Genomic DNA, 16,366 nt, shown 5'->3' on the forward strand with positions numbered 1-16,366 from the left:
CCATGAAGATCATCAAGCCCTTGAGCCTAGGCCTGCTCTACAAGACATACCGGCAATCCGGCATAAACCGCCTGGTGGTGACGGCGCTGGGTTTTTTTCCGCTGGGTGAAGTCAGGCCGCAGCGCTTTCTCATGGAGGGCCCGCAATGGGCACGGGTACTGGCCGCATTGCCGCTGGGCCAGGCGCTGGACGAGGCGATGCCCAAGACCGGGGCCGAAGCCCTGGTGCTGGGTCGCGCTTGCGCGCCGGGAAACCGTCCGGTGAGGCGCATGGAAGCGCGGCTGCAAGTCGGTCCCATCGACAAGCGTCTGGCGGTTTTTGGCGACAGGCAATGGCGCTATGGCGTCTTGCCGCTCTTTGGCATCTCGCAGCCTGCGGAATTTGTACACATGCCGCTTGATTTCGCACATGCCTTCGGTGGTCCGGGCTACGAAGACAATCCGGTTGGCTGTGGCCATGACGGCAACCGGTTCGCCGCAATGGCCGGTGCGAACGAAGGGGTCATGCCGAACATCGAGTACGCCGCTCAGCCCGTTGAATGCCATGGGCGTCGCTATCCCCCTGCCGGACTTGGGCCCATGCCTGTCGATTGGGTGCCTCGCAAGCGCTATGCCGGTACTTACGATGAACGCTGGCTGCGCGAAGATTATCCCGGCTTGCCGCGAGATCTTGACTGGCGGCTTTATAACCAGGCTGCCGCCGACCAGCGCATCGCGAATCCTTTCGCGGGCGGCGAAGCCTACCTGTTACAGGGGATGCATCCGAAGATTGAGACCATCCGGGGCGCACTGCCTGAGCAGCGCGTCAAGGCTTTCGCGCTCAAAAAGGACGCTTCTCCCGCTTCGCTGGCTGAAATCGGGCTGCGTATGGACACGGTCTGGTTCCTCCCCGAGCAGCAACTCGGTATTGCGGCGTGGCGGGGCGAGATGCAGATCACTGACAGCGATGCACTGGACATTGGGGTATTGATGCTGGCTTACGAAGGCGCGACCGAGGCGCAGCGTACCTTGAACTATTACGCAGAAGTGCTCACGCTGCGCCTGGACCCCAAGACTGCACCGTTGCATGCGCTCAACGAGTCGCAGCTCGCGCCGCGGCTCGATCCGGTCGATCCCGCGCTGGCTGCCACCGAAGCCGAGGCGGCACTGAAAAAACGCCAGGACGTGCTTGACGAAGTGACGCGCGAATTTTGGCAGCAAAGCGGCATGACGCCGCCCGCAGGCTACGAGCCGCCAAAAGCCGGGCCGCCCCTGCTCCAGACACCGTCGGCGAAGGCCCTGGCCGATGGCGACATGGACTTGACCGGCCTGATGCACAGTGTGGAAAAGCTGGTGGCCAGTACCCGCGAAAACGCGGCCGCTCAGCAGGCAGCACTTACTCACCAGCTCGCAGAGCTACAGGTGCTGACGGGGCAGACGGATGTTCCCGTTGGGGAGCATGGAAATGCTCCGGAGTCCGGGCCGCTCTGGACGGAGGTGTTGCAGCGCGCCGATGGTACGGCGACGCGAGAGGCACTGGCGCCGCTTGCACTGGCCGCGACGCCATCCGAACATGCCGACCTCATGGCTGCCGCGCAACTCAACAACAAAGCCCGCCATGCGTCTCCCGTCCCGCTGTCGCCCGCGCAGGTGCTGTCGCCCGCTGTCGCGTCGCTGCTGGGGGCGCAGGTGCTGGCCTGGGCGAAGGCGGGAGAAAAGCTTGCCGGCCGCGACCTTGCCGGCGCGGACCTGCGCGGAGCCGTACTTGCGGGCCTTGACCTTGACGGATGCATGCTGGAGTACGCCGACCTCAGCGGTGCCGATCTGCGCGGCTGCAACCTGCGCCGCGCTGTACTGACGCAGGCGCGACTCAATGGCGCACTACTTGATGAGGCCAACCTTGATGAGGCCAATCTCTGCAGCAGCCATGCATGCAAAGCGAGTTTTCGCGGGGCGAGTCTTTGTTCGGCTCGTGCTTCCAGGGCGACATGGACGCAAGCTTGCGGCTCCGATTGYGACCTGTCAGCCGCTCAACTCGACGATGCAGATCTTTGCGGCGCAAACTTCGATCGCGCGACGCTGGACACAACAATTTTCAACCAGGCCAAACTGGCTGGAAGCAGCTGGTGCGGTGCCTCGTTCAACAAATGCGTTGCCTGGAAGCTGCAAGCCCGGGGGGCCGATTTTTCGGGTTCGCGATGGCAGAGAAGTGCACTGATCGGTTCCGACCTGTCGACCAGTCAATGGAGAGAGGCCCGGCTGGTGCAAGTCCAGGGGAATGACAGCGACTGGCGTGGCGCCGACCTGTCCGGATTGCGCGCTGAACGCGGAAGCTGGACGCAAAGCCAGTTGCAGGGTGCGCGGCTCGACGGCGCTTTCATTATGGCGTGCGACATGAGTCGGGCTGACCTTAGTGCCGCCAGCCTTGACGGTGCCTGCCTGCCGCGCACTCTCATGATGAAGGCTCAGCTGCCCGGTGCGAGTGCCGTGGGCACCGATTTCTACCAGGCGTTGTTGCGAAAGGCTGACTTTGGAAAAGCCGACCTGCGCGACGCCAGCCTGTATGAAGCCGAACTCACCGAGGTCTGCCTGGTTGATGCGGACACACGCGGTGTACGTCTGGATGCGCGCAGGAGGCTCGCATGAACAGGACTTACAGCCAGGCCTCCGCTCAGGATTGGGCCGAGATTCAGCGCCTGGTGCGGCTTGGCCGTCCGGTGCGTGGCCAGATGCTGGCCGGACTGGATGCAAGCGGTCACGATTTCACCGGTGCGGTTTTCAGCGGCTGCCAGCTGGCGGGTTCGCATTGGGCCGGTGCCCAGCTGGAGGGAGCGTCCTTTATTGATTGCGAACTCGGCGCGGCCGACTTTTGCGATGCCGGGTTGCGCCGCACCGCTTTTTGCCAGAGCCGCCTTGCCGGCAGCGATTGGCGTGGTACGGCCGGCACTATGCTGGCCTTCAGTCAGTGTGACCTCCGTCAAAGCCGTTGGGACGGTGCGCGCCTTGAGAAATCCATGTTGACGAAGTGCGATATCGGCGGCTCTTTCTGGATTGAGGCGCGCTTGCTGCGCAGCGCATTTGCAGATTGCCAGTGGGGCGRCAGCGACTGGCAGGGTGCCGAATTGCAGCAGGTAAGCCTGAACGAAGCACAACTGCAGGAAGCCAGGCTCGCCGGCATGCGTGCCAGCACCAGCCTGTTTATCAAAGCCAGCTTCGCCGGGCAGAAACTGGCCGGCGCCAGCTTGTTGCGCTGTACTTTGCAGGGTGTCGATTTTTCAGGTGCTGACCTGAGCCGCGCCAGCATCCGTGAATCGAATTGTGCCGAAGCCCGCTTCAGTGCAACACTGATGAACGGCATTGACGCGACACGCTGCCAGTTCGTAAAAGCGAAGTTTGACCGGGTAAATCTTGACGGCGCCCAACTCGAGGGTGCGGTATTGCAAAAAGCCCAACTCAACGGAGTTTCGCTGCGCGGAGCCGGACTGGTGAAAACGATCTGGGATCACAGCAGGCTTGACAGTGTCGTTTTCGCGGGATCGGACTTGCAGTTTGCCCAGTTCGCGCATGCGAATGGCCGGGCAATGGATTTCCGGTACTGCAAGCTCGACCGTACGAGTTTTCACTGTGCGGTCTGGACCGGTGCCGATTTCACCGGTGCCAACGTAGCCGCCGCCCTGGGCACCCAGGAGGCGCGCGCTGCCGCCGAAAAACGTTCACTTGAAATGGAAGCCGCATGAAACAGGCAACACAACAGCTTGACCTTCCCGCGCGCGCCGCAACCGTGCACGGCTGGGGAGAGGCGAGCATAGGCCGATCGCTCGGACAAGCGCAGTGGCGGCTGGCAGACGGCCGGCTTGCGTTGCAAGCGGTTTCCTGTCTGCTCACACCGCTGCCCGGTGATACGGTGGCCGTGCTGCAAAGTGCTTCGGGCTTGTTCGTGACCCATATTTTGCTGCGCCCACAGTCGGCCGCGGACACGCCGGGCGCAGGCCGTGCCGAGCTTTCCGTGCCGGGTGCAGAGCTTATGGCGATCACCCAACCAGCTTTTGAGTTGGCCTGCACCCGTCAAATCGCACTGCGTTGTCTTGGTGACGTCGAGCTGACGTCGGCCAGCGGCTCCGTCAGCGTCAATGCAAGGGATTTTCTGGCATCCGTCAGTGAGACCATGGTGCAGTCGGCACGCCATCTCGTAACGCGTGTCGAGCACGGGATCATGCAGGCCTCGGCGCTGCTGCGGCTCCATGGGCGGCAGGCATTGGTCACGGCCGAAGAAGACATCAAGCTCGATGCTGAACGCATCAGCCTGGGATGAACCATGTTCGCCAATACGAACCTCTGCGTCATCAATTTCGCGTTTCCCGACGTCTGTCTGGTGCCTACGCCGGTGGGGCCGGTGCCCATTCCGTTTCCCAATATCGTCATCACGATTTCGCACATTCCTTCGCAAGCCTGCGTGATCATCGGCGGCGGACTCGCTGAAAACCTGGTGACGCAGGGCACGTTGAGCAACGGCGACGAGCCTGGCGTCAACCTGGGCGTGGTTTCGGGCATGGAAATTGGGCCGGACCGATACCTCATGGGTAGCTTCAAGGTCGCGATGGGCGGTGTGTTTGCGACACGGCTGACCAGTGTGGTCGGGCAGAACGGCATGATAGGCAACGCGATCGGTATGTCGATCACACCTTCGCAGGTATGCGTGATGGTGCTGGGATGATCATGCGCATCGTCAACGCTTTTCTCGGCACAGCGGCATTGCTGGCTGTTTCCGGCTGCGGTTTTATCAGCTACGCGCTGGACTACAGCCCCACTACGCCGCTAAAGACGCTGAACATCGTCGCTGAATTCGATGCCAATCAGAATATGGGAACCGAGGTCGACCTGGTGTTTGTCTTCGACAAGAACGCGGCGGCCGTCTTGCCGAAGACCTCACCCGACTGGTTTGCCAATCGCGACGCGCTGCAAGCCGGTCTGGCCAGCGGCATCGCAGTGCTTGGTGTGCAGGTTGTCCCTGGCAGCACGGTCACCAACCAGCCCCTGCCCAGTGGTTATGGCAAGGCCGTCTATGTCTACAGCTACGCAAGCTATGTGAGCGCCGGCGGTCAGGCTGTCGCCAACATCACTGCCTACAAATGCGCTTTGATCACACTGCGTAGCACGCAGATCAGCTATACGAGCTGCCTTTCATGATTGGAGAACCCATGCCCGAAACCATTTCAGCGCCTAAAGCCGCCCAGCCTGCGGCGAAACTGTTCTCAGCTGCGGCTGGCCCGGCCTTGCCCGACAGTGTCCAGTGGATCGAAGGGATGCTGCTGTCACCCCAGCATTTCCAGCAAAGCGATGTTTACTGGCAGGAGCAGTTGAGGTACCGGCTGTCGTGCGTCGCGCCGGATTTCTGGGGATTGAGCCTGCTGCAGCTGGATATGGTGAAGCTCAAGGCCGGTATCGTCGCAATCAAACGGCTTGAATGCATCATGCCCGACGGCACGCCGGTTGTGTTTCCTGGCTCGTACACCGGAAAAGCGCTCGAACTTGATGTCACCGCGCAGTTGCAGCGCACGCCGGATGGGGTGCGGTTGTCGCTGATCATGCCCGTGAGGGGCAACGCCTCCAATCACTGGAATACGACACCGGCACGCAATGAGGTTGTGCACGGCCTGGTATCGCTTGACGAGAACACCCTGACCGGATCGGTGCCGGTCGACCGCCTGCGGCCGGCGATATCGCTGTCAGCCGAAGTCGCAGCCCCGGCCGGCTACGAGGTGTGCCCCTTGTTCGAGTTGTTCCGGCGCGAAGAAAACAGGCATGTCGAATTCAAGCCCTACCACCCACCCATGCTGTGCTGGCAGGCCGGCGATTTTCTCAAGGCAACCGGCTTGCGGCACCGGCTTCAGCTGCTCAATGAAGCGCTGTGGCTCAAGCTGCGCGAATTGGGCGCCAACCGGGAAAGCGACGGCCCCGAGGACGATGAATTGCAGGGTGCCCATTTCCGCAAGCACCTGGAGATGGCCCGGCGGCTGGCTGCCGTGCTGCCTCAGTTCAGCCTCATCGTGCAGCGCCCCGAGTCGAGCCCGCGCGCGGTCTACGACAGCCTGGCGCTCCTGCTTGGCGCGATGGCATCGTTCGGCGCCAATCCCATCCCGCCGGTGCTGGACGCTTATCAGCACGATGACTGTTCGCCGCAGTTCCGGCGTGCGCTGGACTATGTGGTGCGCAAGCTCAGCTATATCAATACCAGTTTCGAGCTGCAGCCGTTTGAACGCCATGCCGACGGCACATTTACACATGTGTTGCCTCCTGACGCGGGTGAACAACTGCTTGTCGAGCTCAGGCCGCAAGGCGGCCAGGGCCTGGGGGCCGATGGCCGCGCGTCACTGGAACGCTGGTTGCTTGACGCCTGCATTGCGAGCGAGGCGTTGCTGCCTGCCGCAGCCCGGCTGCGCGTGACTGCAAGGCCACGCCTTTTGACCGCCGAGGAACTTGCGAAGCGCAACCTTCGCTCGGGGGCCGCCTTGTTTGCAGTCGACAACCAGGTGCTGCAGCTCAAGGAGGGCGAGACCAGACTGTTCGGCCCGGGACAAAACCTCGTCATTAGCGGTGACAAGAAGTCACCGGGAACCCCGCCCGCAATGATTCTGCTTTATCGTCCGCGCGCCGCAGGCACGCGGACCTGAAAGACGCAGCCATGCAGCCGGTCGCTTTGCCCGAAATGCCGCTCCTGAGCTGCTTTGCGCAGTTCTATGAGGAGGTTGCGCGCGTGCGGCAGGAAAGCGAACGCGGGTCGCTGCAAGCCTACCTGGGGGTCTCCGGTGCGGCACCGGCCGAGCCGGCCGAACTCGCGGGCCGTGTGAGCCTGCGCCTGGCCGACCTTCTGGCCGGCCAGGCACGCGATATGCGGGCTACCGCGAGTGAGGCGCAGCAACGCGCCTATACGGCAGCCAGCTATGTGATGGTGGTGCTGGCTGACGAGATATTCATCCTTGAACTCTCGTGGCCGGCGCAGGACGCCTGGCTCGAGGTTTTGCTTGAGCACCGGCAGTTCGGTTCGCGCCAGGCCGGGCGACGCTTCTTCGACATGGCGGAGCAGGTGCTGGCTGTGGTGTCCCGATCCAATCTGCATCGCGATCTCGCCGCCTGCTTTCTGCTCGCGCTGCAGCTTGGGTTCAAGGGAATGCACCGGGGAGCGCAGGGCCAGCTGTTCCTGGACACGCTGCGCCAGCGACTGTACCGTTTTGTCAACGGCCGACCGGCAGAGTCTGACGGCAGGCTGTTTGTGCAAGCCTATGAACACACGGTCAAGTCGACTGCCGATGCACGGGTCGCGCCCCTTCGCCCGTGGTTGCGTCTGGCGATGGGCTATGCATTTGGCTTTGTGCTGGTGTCGTCGGCGCTCTGGCTATGGCTGATCCAGCCGCTGGTCAAGGTTGCGGGTGTCTGAGATGAGCAGCATGAACAGCAGTACCTGGTTTGGCGTGCTTGCTGCGGTCGCGGCAGTATTCGGCATTCTGGTGTTGTGGCTGATCGTGCGCTCGCGCCGGGCCAAATTGATCGTGGCCACCGGCGCCATCAAGCCGGTTTTGGCGGGGAGTTTCTGGCGAACGTGCTGGCAGTCGTTCCTGGCCTGGTTGCGCGGGCTGCGTACCGTGCTGTCCAGAACCGCACGGGAGCGCTACCAGCAAACCTGGGTCATCCTGATTGGACAGGCCGGCGCTGGTAAAAGCAGCTTGATCGCTTCGTTGCACCAGGTCCAGCAACGGCCAGACGCACAGGCGGCGATGATCGCCGGCGTGCCCCACACAGCCTGGCATAGCCTGGCACAGGGTGAACTCATAGACCCGCAAGGCAAGCTCAGCGCTGCCGGTCAAACCGGGCCCGACGCGGCAGATTGGCAAACCGTGCTGCGCGGACTCGTCCACCTGCGCCCCGAACGTGCACTTGACGGGGCACTATTGGTGGTTTCCTCCCGCAACTTGCTGGGCATGGGCCGTGAGAGTGTGCTTCAACTCGCGCTCGATGCCCGGCGACAGCTCGATGACCTGCGTGCCGCCACCAGCCTGGCCTTGCCGGTCTACGTGATCGTCAGCCAGTGCGACGCGGTCGATGGATTTGCTCCGTACTGGCGTCTGCAGGGGCGTTCGCAGAGGGCAGGCATGTTTGGCTGGTCGGCGCGCGACGGCCTGTTGCAGTCCGGCCCGGTCCAGTGGATTGACGAGGCATTTGTTGACATCGGTGAACGACTCAAGGAAATCCAGGTAGAGGCCGCTGCGGCCCAGGAGCAGATTGCCGACGCTGATGCATTTTTTCTGTTTCCGAGGCATTTCGAGCGTTTGCATGCGCCCTTGCGCGATTACCTGGCCGAGGTCTTTCACGACACGGCGACGACGCAGCCTGCACTGTGCCGAGGTGTCTATTTCACGGGCTGCATCGAAGACACCGGCGCGCCAGCAGGCATGCCGCGTGCCGATATCTCGTTTTCCGAAGACGTCCTGACGCAGAAGGCGTTGGGGGAATGCGGGCTGGCGCGCGCCACGCTGGCATCATTCTGGTCGCGTGAGCCGGGGCTGCTGCGGCTTCAGCAAGCCTGCATCGTGCTGGCCGGGTTGCTGCTGTTGGCGCTGGTGTTATCGGGCTGGCGGCTGCAGCGCCAGGTTGATGGTCTGGGTCGCAGCATCGCCGCTCTCTACCAGTCGCAGGCGCTGGCAGATGCACAGGAGAGCTGCGCCGGCCGCCCATTGATTGACGATGCGCTGTCCCGGGCCTCGGCCCTCGATATCGACCTGGTGTTCGCGACGATGCCGTTGTCCTGGGTAGATCGGCGTGCCAGCAACAACGCGGTGCAGGCTGTCTCCAGTACCGTGATGGCGCGCACGGTGTTTCCGGCACTGGCTTGCGGCCTGCAGGCGCGGGTCGCGCGGCTCGACGCTGGTCTGGTCGCGGCGTCCGAGCCGACGCTTGCCGGTATCACAGTCAACAACTCGGCGTATGCCAAAACCCGTGCCAACCTGAAGGTGCTTGCGCTGGAGGTGAACAACCTGGAAGACAAGCTCCAGCGTTTCGCACGCTTGACTGCCATACCCGCCGAATCCACCGTCCGCAAGCTGGATGATCTCAACCTGATTTATCTCTACGTCTACGGAGCGGGCTTGCCCCTTGCTGCGGCGCGGCCCGGCGGCGTGGTTGCCGCTTCGCTCGAGCAAGTGCCTTACAGCGGCGTGGTGAATGTGCCCGAGCGTTCGCGCGGCAACTGGGCGCGCCAGTTGGCGAATTCCAGCCGGCAACTGCATGTCGATTTGCTTGCTGAGGCCTCGATGGGCCCCAGCCTCCTGGCCAAGGTTGATCCGGCAAAAGGGCCGCTTGTTGACAACACCAGGCGGTTCACCTCATGGCTGGTCTGGGTCGCCAAATCATGGGTGCCATCGGACCCGAACAACAACCCTTGCGCCGATGACGCGAAGGAACTGCGGCAACTGCTGTCGCCCCTCGTGACGCAGTACAGCTATCCGAAAGACCTGTTGGCAGGTGACGGCGGTTTTGATGAGGCAAGGTGCTACAACCCGGCCATGCAGGTGCTGCGCGGCATGCAGCTTTCGCCCTACGGGCCTCTGCTCATCGCACAGGGCCAGAGTCTCGTCATGAATCCGGCACTGTCGGCAGAGGTACGCGGCCTCGAAAGCCTGCTACAGCAGACTTTCATGCAGGTCCGGAACCCGCAGGCCTTCGCCTGCGTGAGTTCAGCGCCGGGCTGGCGCCTGGCAGACCTCGGCCGGTCCATGAATTACGCTGCTGATTACCAGCGATTCGCAGCAGGCCAGGGACTGCCGCCTCTCGGTGCGCCGGCAACCAGCAGGCCGCTGTTCGACCGGCTTGCGAGGGCGCAGCTTGAGCAGGTCATGAATGACGCGATGCGCTCGGCGCAGTCGGCGGCAACTGAGTCGTTCGTGCTTCAGGGACTTGACGCGGTCTCGGCGGCAGACCAGCAGCTTTTGCAGCAGAGTGGTGATTTTTCGCGCGCACTGGATCCGCTGATCGGCAACCTGCGGCTCTATACCCAGTTCGGCTTTACAGCGAGCGCAGGACGCGTTTCACAGTGCGCGCGGGACTTTTCATCGGATGCTCTGGGCCGCGTCTCAGGCCTTGTGAGTGGCAGCCGGCTTTATGACCCCGAGGCCGGTCCTGCCGACGGCCTGCTCGTGAACCTGGGCACCACACCGGTGATACGCGACTACCTCGCGCGGCAGGTTGCGCGCGCGCAGGTACTCGCTGGCTACGCTGATCCTTTCGTGAATCTGTTGCGCAACACTGACGGCGTCAACGATGCGCAGCGCGACAACGCGCAAACCTTGCCGTACTGGAGTAATACGATCAATGAGGTCACCAGTTACGTGCAGTTCAAGGATCCGGGCAAGCAAGTCGGCGCGCTCGACACGCTTTTCCTCAAGACCATTGCCGATCTCACCTATGCGAACTGTGGCAAGGTGCTGGCGGCCTACCAGCCAGCCGACTACGGCAACGACATGTTCTCGGAGAGGCGGCGCGACCTGATTGCGCAACTGAATCTGCGCTGTGTCGATCGTCGTACCGAACAGGCAACCACTGCCTACGATGCCCTGGCCAAACGGTTCAACAGCCGGCTCAAGGGGCGGTTTCCGTTCGGCGAGACCAGCAGTCCGGACGCCTCGCTGGCTGAGGTACAGACCTTCTTCAGTGACTACGCGGCACAACGTGAATCGCTGCAACAGTCGCTGTCAAGCCTGAGCAGCCCTGGCTGGGTCGTTTCGGCACGCGGGTTCCTCAGTGAACTTGATGCAGCCGATCAGTTTCTGCGGCCAGGCTTGGGTATAGGCGCAGCACCGCAGCCTCTAAAGCTCGACATCACTTTCCGTGCGCTACCCCAGGAGTCGCCTGGCAGTGAACAGGTCGTGAGCTGGGTTGTGAGCTCAGGTTCACGGGTGGCGAGCTATCCGGGTGGAAAGCCGTCAACCGTGGATTGGAGCTACGGCCAGGTGCTCGCGCTTGATCTGAATTGGGCCGAGCTGTCTGTTTGGCGACCGGCTGCTTACCCGGCGCAAAGCGGCTACCGGGCCGAAGGCAGCACAGCTTCGTTTACTGAAAGCGRCAACTGGGCGCTGCTGCGCATGCTGCAGCGCTACCAGCCTGCGCCGGCACGACCGGCCGATCCCCTCAAGCCCGGCAAGGCATTGCTCGAATTCAGCGTGCCGATACAGCGCACGACCCAGGCGACACCCACAGCAGCCCCGGTTGTCACGACGGGCCAGGCCACGTTCTACCTCGGCTTGACCCTGTCTGGCACCGATCCGAAATCCCAGGCCAGTACCAGCCTGGTCTGGCCGGGACCTTTCCCCAAGTCTGCACCGCAGCGGCAAGATGTTTCCACGCAAAAGCGAGCAAAACCATGAACACTGAATTGATGACCCGATCACAGCGTTACTTCGGCGAACGGCTTGGATGTTCGCTCGAGACCCTGCTCGACCCGATCGACGCGGGCAATCCCGCCGGTTATTCGGTCAAAGGCAATGGTGTCTACAACACCATCCAGAACGCCAGACGCGAGGACGATGCGAGTTTGCCGTTGGGTCCGTGGGAGCACAAGCTCAAGCGAGCGGACTGGCCAGTGGTGAGCCGTGTCGCCACCGAGGCCCTTTGTTCCAAATCCAAGGACCTGCAGGTCGCTGCCTGGCTGCTTGAGGCCGAAGTGAACCAGCATGGGTTTTCTGCGATAGCTCCCAGCCTTTTGCTGCTTGATGGCTTGTTGCGTGATTACTGGGACGATCTCTACCCCCAGGACGCTGATTCCGGCGGCGAACACCGAGCCAACATCCTGCGTTCGCTCAACAACCGTTTGCCGTTTGTGCTCAAGCAGCTCGCCATGACTTCAACGGGCATGCATCGCAATTACAACCTCGCCGATTGGGAAGTTGCCATGCACCGCGAACGACTGGCCCCGGCCGCCGCGGCCGCAGCTAGCAGCGCTGATGAGGAGGAGCATGCCAGCACGGAAACGATCACTGCAGCGATGGCCGCGACGCCCCTGGCCTGGTATCAGGCGCTGCACCAGCAGTTGAATGATGCGCTGGGAGCGATGCAACTGCTCAGGGACAGCATCGACCGCCATTTCGCGGTGGACGGACCGAGTCTGTCGGCGCTGGCCGGCTTGCTGGCTCAACTGCACGCATTGGCCGAATCTGAGCTGCAGCGGCGCGGGATAAAGCTGGCGACGGTGAGCGGGGATTCCGAGCCGGGGCCTGGCACCGTTGCGGGGTCCGACGAAACGGTCATTGTGGGTGACCAGATGTGGGCCATCGATGACCGGCGCCAGGTTTACGCAATGTTGGAGCAACTGGTGGAGGCGTTGCTGAAGATGGATCCGCACAGCCCGGCGCCTTACCTGATACGCCGTGCGATCGAATGGGGACGGCTCAACACCGCAGAGCTCTACAAGGAAGTGTTTATCCGTCTTGGCGGCCAACTCAATATCTTCGAATTGGTAGGGCTTGAAACACCCGCAGCGCGGGAGGAAACATGATCGCATCATCTGAACCCCAAGGGCTTCTCGTACCGGTTTCCCTGGGGACTGATCCGTCGACCCCGTCAGTGGCGATGGATATCGCCGCTTCGGTCTGGAAAAACCTTTGCGAACTGCCGTCCCTTCTATTTAAGGAGCGTTCGGGCATTGCTGCCGCCCTGACCGGCCCGCGCTTGGGGCGCGCCTGGGCGCGTGCCGTAGTTATGTACTGGAGCAGGCTTGAACGCCTGGGCAGCCTGGATTTGTCGCAACCACTCTACATCCTGAACGTGGGTCCGGATGACGGCGCCCTGGCTGCGATGGTGTTGACCACTTTGCGCGATGAGATGCATGCCTGCGGCATGCTCGGCTGGCCCGTCCGGTATGTGCTGTGCCCGCTGGCCGGTGAAGAACCGGCACTGGCGCTGCTCAAACAGCCGGCACTTCAGCCTTTTGTCGCGCGCGGCTGGCTTGACCAGGCGAGCTGGCAGGCTCGGCGCGGCCACCCGCTTTTGCTCGGTGCGAACCGCTTTGCCCTGTTCGGGTCACGCAACCCGGTGGTCGCGATGACGGCAGGCGGGTTCTCCGCATTGCCGGCAGAACTGTACGGTGTGCACTACGGCGAACTATTGCAGGCGCGGGTTCAGGCGCAGCCAGGCAGCGAAGGCCGTTTTGCGCTGGTTTCCGAATGGCAGGCTTTGGCGGAGGATGAGCTTGCCTCAGCCGCTTCCGCGCTGCTGGGCCATTACCGCGCCAGCCTGATCAGTGCCACTGTTCTGCTTTCAAACGCCGCACTGTCCCTGCTGGATGCGCTTGCCGATTTTTCTGCCGGACGCTATTTGCTGCTGGCGGCAGACCAGGGAGTCGCCGATGAGCGGCAGATCAGGCTTAACTGCATGGCGCTTCCTGAACAACTCGCTCCTGGTGAACTGGGACTGCCGGTCAATTTCCATGCGCTTGGCATGCATCAGGAAAGCGCCGGCGCACATGTTGCGCATCTGGAGTGGGGCGCATCGGGATGCATTCAGCATATGGCCTGCCGCGACGATGCCATCGGCATGGATGCCGCAAGCTGGAGCAGTCTGGTCGAGACGGTAGATGAAGACCATCCAGCGGAGCGCTGGTGGCACGGGGCTCCCCACAGTCCTGTGGAGAGCGTTGACGAAATCAATTTTCGCCTTCGCTGCTCGGGTCATGATCCCTGGGCTCTCCAATCCATCCTCGACAGCCTTGATCTTCGCCTGCTGGACGCTGCGGACGAAGGTGCACTGCAAACACTGCACCGCAGCCTGACACGCACGTGGCAGCACATGACACAGCGTCAGCGTTGTGATGCCGGGACAGGCCTGGCACGCCTGCTGGTGCATGTGGGTCAGTGGGCGCTGGCGCGTGATGTGCTCGCCGAAACTCCCGACAGCGATTCGCCGACGGCTTCTCGCATCGATCAGCTGCTGCTGCGTGCGCGGCTGGAGGCGGAAACCGGGCGCAGCGCCACTGCATTGCGCGTCGTACGGGAATGTCTGCGCCTGGATGCCGGTCATCCTGAGGCACAAGGCATGCATGAGCTGCTGGAGCGCCGGCTGGCCAATTGGCAGGCCAGCAACTGGTATGAAGCCGACGCGCTGCGCGACGATGAGCTCTCGCTCGAGCCACTTGATGTCCTGCATATCCCGGCATGGCTGCATCAATACCGGGACCCGAACATCGCCGTGGTGGCCGGATTGCCGCCAATTACGTGTGAAGCAGAGGCGCAAACCTATCTTGCCCATGTAGGCGGCAGCGAGGGGACCGAATATGCAGTGGTTCACCGGAATTTAGGTTTTGTCGGTGCCGTCGGTTTGCGCCGCGAGGCCGATATGGCGCATATCCATTTCTGGATAGGTGTCGAGCATCAAGGCACTGGCTTTGGTGCGCGTGCGGTGCGGCTGCTGACGGCAAGCCTCGCCGGTGGCCCGGTGCGGCACCTGTTCACCTCGGTACACGAGGGCAACACGCGCTCGCACCGGCTGCTTGAAAAAGCCGGTTTTGACACGCTCGGGCACGAGTCGCGCGGCGACGATGTGGGTTACCGGTTCATGCACCTCGCGCTGCCTGGCGCGCTTGCCTGCACTCACGACGAACTCGAGCGCCGGCTCGCGGCCGTGTGCGAATGCATCGGGGAGCCGCTGGTGCGTTGACTCTGTTTTCAACCGAAGGAGAAGAAACCATGGAATGCAAAGGAAGGGTTGGAGAGATCGGCAAAAGCAAGCTCGAACCGGCGCGAAGCTGTCACCCGAAAGTCAAGCAGCCCAAGCTCGAGATCGGTAGCCATGCGCGGCAATTGACCTGCAAGAAGGCGTCATCGGGCGCATTGGTGGAGGTCGACCATATGAGCCCCGGCTCGTTGCATCAGGCAATCGGTTACTCGATGAAGGGCGGCGCCGCCTGGACCTTCCTGAAGCATTTTCAACCCTAACTGGAGATCGACCATGGCAGCCAGCCGCAAACGCAAAGCCGACCAGATCAGCAAGGACCTGCTTGGTCCTGCTCCTAGCAACTTCCCGCCGATCAAACGCGTGAAGCAGGAGCTCGGCACGTACACGCAGCAGTCGACTTATAAAAAAACACCGTCGAAAGCGTCGGTCGAGGTCGACCATATGAGTCCCGACTCGCTGCACCAGGCCCTTGGCAGCTCGCGCAAGAGCGGTGGCGGTGCATCGTTGAGCAAGCGGCTGCCGGCCGCTGCGATGAACAAGACCCAGCACAGGCGCAAGCTCACAACCGGTAGCGGCAACGCGGTCGAGGCGCATCGGGCCTATCTGCTCAATGCGCATCACGGGCAGGTACCGTTCGCCGGCCCCATGAACACAACCCAGGACCACTACGCGGCGGCGCTTGAGGTCGAGTTCCGTTCGACCGCGACGCCGTCCACCTTGTTCGGTCAACCGACGATTCACGATCCGCGGCCGTTCGATAAGCCGTCGCAGCAGGGAGTGGTGTCGAAACTCGATGCCGAATGGGGTATGGACCGGCAGCTCGACATGCTCAAGCGCATCCAGAACACCGGGCACATCACGGGCGAGCACGAACAGCACCTGATGGATGTGGTGACCGAGCAGCGTAGTGAACTGGCTGATCTCTATAAAACGCACGGCTTTTGACACGTGGCGCGGATAACCCCGCGTTTTTTCTTAACCCACCAGGAGTTTGACCATGGCATCGAGACGGTACACAGCGGACCAGACCGCCAAGGACAGGCTGGGCCCGGCGCCCAGCAATTATGGGCCGATACGCGGCCCCAAAAAAGTCATCGGCACGCACGCGCAGCAGTCGGTCTACAAAAAGACCCCATCGAAGGCACYGGTTGAGGTCGACCACATGAGTCCCGACTCCCTGCACCAGGCAGCCGGCAGTTCGAGGAAAAGCGGCGCCGGTGCTTCTCTGAGCAAACGCCTGCCGGCTTCGGCGATGAATAAAACGCAACACCGGCGCAAGCTCACGACCGGAAGCGGTGCAGTGGTCGAGCACCACCGCGCCTACCTGCTGAACGCTCATCATGGCCAGGTACCTTTCGCCGGCCCGATGGGCACGACGCAGGACCACTACGCGGCAACGCTTGAGGTCGAGTTCCGGTCAACAGCCACACCCGCGACGCTCTTCGGCAAACCGACGATTCACGATGCCCGTCCCTTCGATAACCCTTCGCAGCAGGGCGTGGTGCCTAAAAAGGACGCAGAGTGGGGTATGGACCGCCAGCTTGAGATGCTCACGCGCATCCGGAGCACCGGACATATCGATGCCACGCATGAAAACCATCTGAAGGACGTTGTCACCGAACAGCGCGCCGGCCTCGCCGACATGTACAAGCAGGCAGGAAAATGAGAGCGCG

General features: G+C 62.4%; 13 protein-coding genes. All 13 read left to right on the top strand.

Annotated elements, in window-relative coordinates:
• The first annotated feature begins 2 nt into the window (after positions 1-2).
• The 13 genes from AC1D1P_RS00060 to AC1D1P_RS00120 are packed head-to-tail and all read left to right on the top strand — an operon-like array spanning position 3 to position 16,359.
• Positions 3-2,624 (top strand): DUF2169 family type VI secretion system accessory protein, encoded by a 2,622-nt coding sequence (locus tag AC1D1P_RS00060; protein WP_477671741.1) that lies wholly within the window; start codon positions 3-5, stop codon positions 2,622-2,624.
• Positions 2,621-3,715 carry a pentapeptide repeat-containing protein gene (locus AC1D1P_RS00065; RefSeq protein ID WP_477671742.1) on the top strand — a complete coding sequence of 365 codons (1,095 nt, stop codon included), beginning with the start codon at positions 2,621-2,623 and terminating at the stop codon, positions 3,713-3,715. Before AC1D1P_RS00060 ends, AC1D1P_RS00065 begins: the two co-directional genes overlap by 4 nt.
• Positions 3,712-4,290 (top strand): DUF3540 domain-containing protein, encoded by a 579-nt coding sequence (locus AC1D1P_RS00070; protein ID WP_477671743.1) that lies wholly within the window; start codon positions 3,712-3,714, stop codon positions 4,288-4,290. Before AC1D1P_RS00065 ends, AC1D1P_RS00070 begins: the two co-directional genes overlap by 4 nt.
• 3 nt (positions 4,291-4,293) lie before the next feature.
• Positions 4,294-4,692: a DUF4150 domain-containing protein gene (locus tag AC1D1P_RS00075; RefSeq protein ID WP_348049148.1), complete on the top strand. Its 399-nt coding sequence runs from the start codon at positions 4,294-4,296 to the stop codon at positions 4,690-4,692.
• A gap of 2 nt (positions 4,693-4,694) precedes the next feature.
• Positions 4,695-5,165, top strand: coding sequence for a hypothetical protein (locus AC1D1P_RS00080; protein WP_477671744.1), 471 nt, complete (start codon positions 4,695-4,697; stop codon positions 5,163-5,165).
• Positions 5,166-5,176: 11 nt separating this feature from the next.
• Positions 5,177-6,649 carry a type VI secretion system baseplate subunit TssK gene (gene tssK, locus AC1D1P_RS00085; RefSeq protein ID WP_477671745.1) on the top strand — a complete coding sequence of 491 codons (1,473 nt, stop codon included), beginning with the start codon at positions 5,177-5,179 and terminating at the stop codon, positions 6,647-6,649.
• A gap of 11 nt (positions 6,650-6,660) precedes the next feature.
• Positions 6,661-7,413 carry a DotU family type IV/VI secretion system protein gene (locus AC1D1P_RS00090; RefSeq protein WP_477671746.1) on the top strand — a complete coding sequence of 251 codons (753 nt, stop codon included), beginning with the start codon at positions 6,661-6,663 and terminating at the stop codon, positions 7,411-7,413.
• Between the two features lie 10 nt (positions 7,414-7,423).
• On the top strand, positions 7,424-11,392 hold the full coding sequence (locus AC1D1P_RS00095) for a type VI secretion system protein (RefSeq protein WP_477671747.1): 3,969 nt from the start codon (positions 7,424-7,426) through the stop codon (positions 11,390-11,392).
• Positions 11,389-12,519 carry a type VI secretion system protein TssA gene (tssA, locus tag AC1D1P_RS00100; protein ID WP_477669973.1) on the top strand — a complete coding sequence of 377 codons (1,131 nt, stop codon included), beginning with the start codon at positions 11,389-11,391 and terminating at the stop codon, positions 12,517-12,519. Before AC1D1P_RS00095 ends, tssA begins: the two co-directional genes overlap by 4 nt.
• The gene (locus AC1D1P_RS00105; protein WP_477669972.1) at positions 12,516-14,675 is read left to right on the top strand and encodes a GNAT family N-acetyltransferase; all 2,160 of its coding nucleotides are present in this window, start codon (positions 12,516-12,518) and stop codon (positions 14,673-14,675) included. Before tssA ends, AC1D1P_RS00105 begins: the two co-directional genes overlap by 4 nt.
• A 29-nt stretch (positions 14,676-14,704) precedes the next feature.
• Complete coding sequence (locus AC1D1P_RS00110) at positions 14,705-14,953, top strand: hypothetical protein (protein WP_477669971.1); 249 nt, start codon at positions 14,705-14,707, stop codon at positions 14,951-14,953.
• Between the two features lie 13 nt (positions 14,954-14,966).
• Entirely contained in the window at positions 14,967-15,638 is a 672-nt protein-coding gene (locus AC1D1P_RS00115) for a hypothetical protein (protein WP_477669970.1), read from the top strand.
• 52 nt (positions 15,639-15,690) lie between these two features.
• Complete coding sequence (locus AC1D1P_RS00120) at positions 15,691-16,359, top strand: hypothetical protein (RefSeq protein ID WP_477671748.1); 669 nt, start codon at positions 15,691-15,693, stop codon at positions 16,357-16,359.
• The last annotated feature ends 7 nt before the right edge of the window (positions 16,360-16,366 follow it).

The sequence above is a fragment of the Polaromonas sp. P1_E1_2 genome (genome assembly GCF_056406035.1).

Excerpts from the sequence above, each read along its gene's own strand:
- AC1D1P_RS00070 (WP_477671743.1), top strand. The coding sequence starts at position 3,712 with ATGAAACAGGCAACACAACAGCTTGACCTTCCCGCGCGCGCCGCAACC.
- AC1D1P_RS00075 (WP_348049148.1), top strand. The coding sequence starts at position 4,294 with ATGTTCGCCAATACGAACCTCTGCGTCATCAATTTCGCGTTTCCCGAC.
- AC1D1P_RS00080 (WP_477671744.1), top strand. The coding sequence starts at position 4,695 with ATGCGCATCGTCAACGCTTTTCTCGGCACAGCGGCATTGCTGGCTGTT.
- tssK (WP_477671745.1), top strand. The coding sequence starts at position 5,177 with ATGCCCGAAACCATTTCAGCGCCTAAAGCCGCCCAGCCTGCGGCGAAA.
- AC1D1P_RS00090 (WP_477671746.1), top strand. The coding sequence starts at position 6,661 with ATGCAGCCGGTCGCTTTGCCCGAAATGCCGCTCCTGAGCTGCTTTGCG.
- tssA (WP_477669973.1), top strand. The coding sequence starts at position 11,389 with ATGAACACTGAATTGATGACCCGATCACAGCGTTACTTCGGCGAACGG.
- AC1D1P_RS00105 (WP_477669972.1), top strand. The coding sequence starts at position 12,516 with ATGATCGCATCATCTGAACCCCAAGGGCTTCTCGTACCGGTTTCCCTG.
- AC1D1P_RS00110 (WP_477669971.1), top strand. The coding sequence starts at position 14,705 with ATGGAATGCAAAGGAAGGGTTGGAGAGATCGGCAAAAGCAAGCTCGAA.
- AC1D1P_RS00115 (WP_477669970.1), top strand. The coding sequence starts at position 14,967 with ATGGCAGCCAGCCGCAAACGCAAAGCCGACCAGATCAGCAAGGACCTG.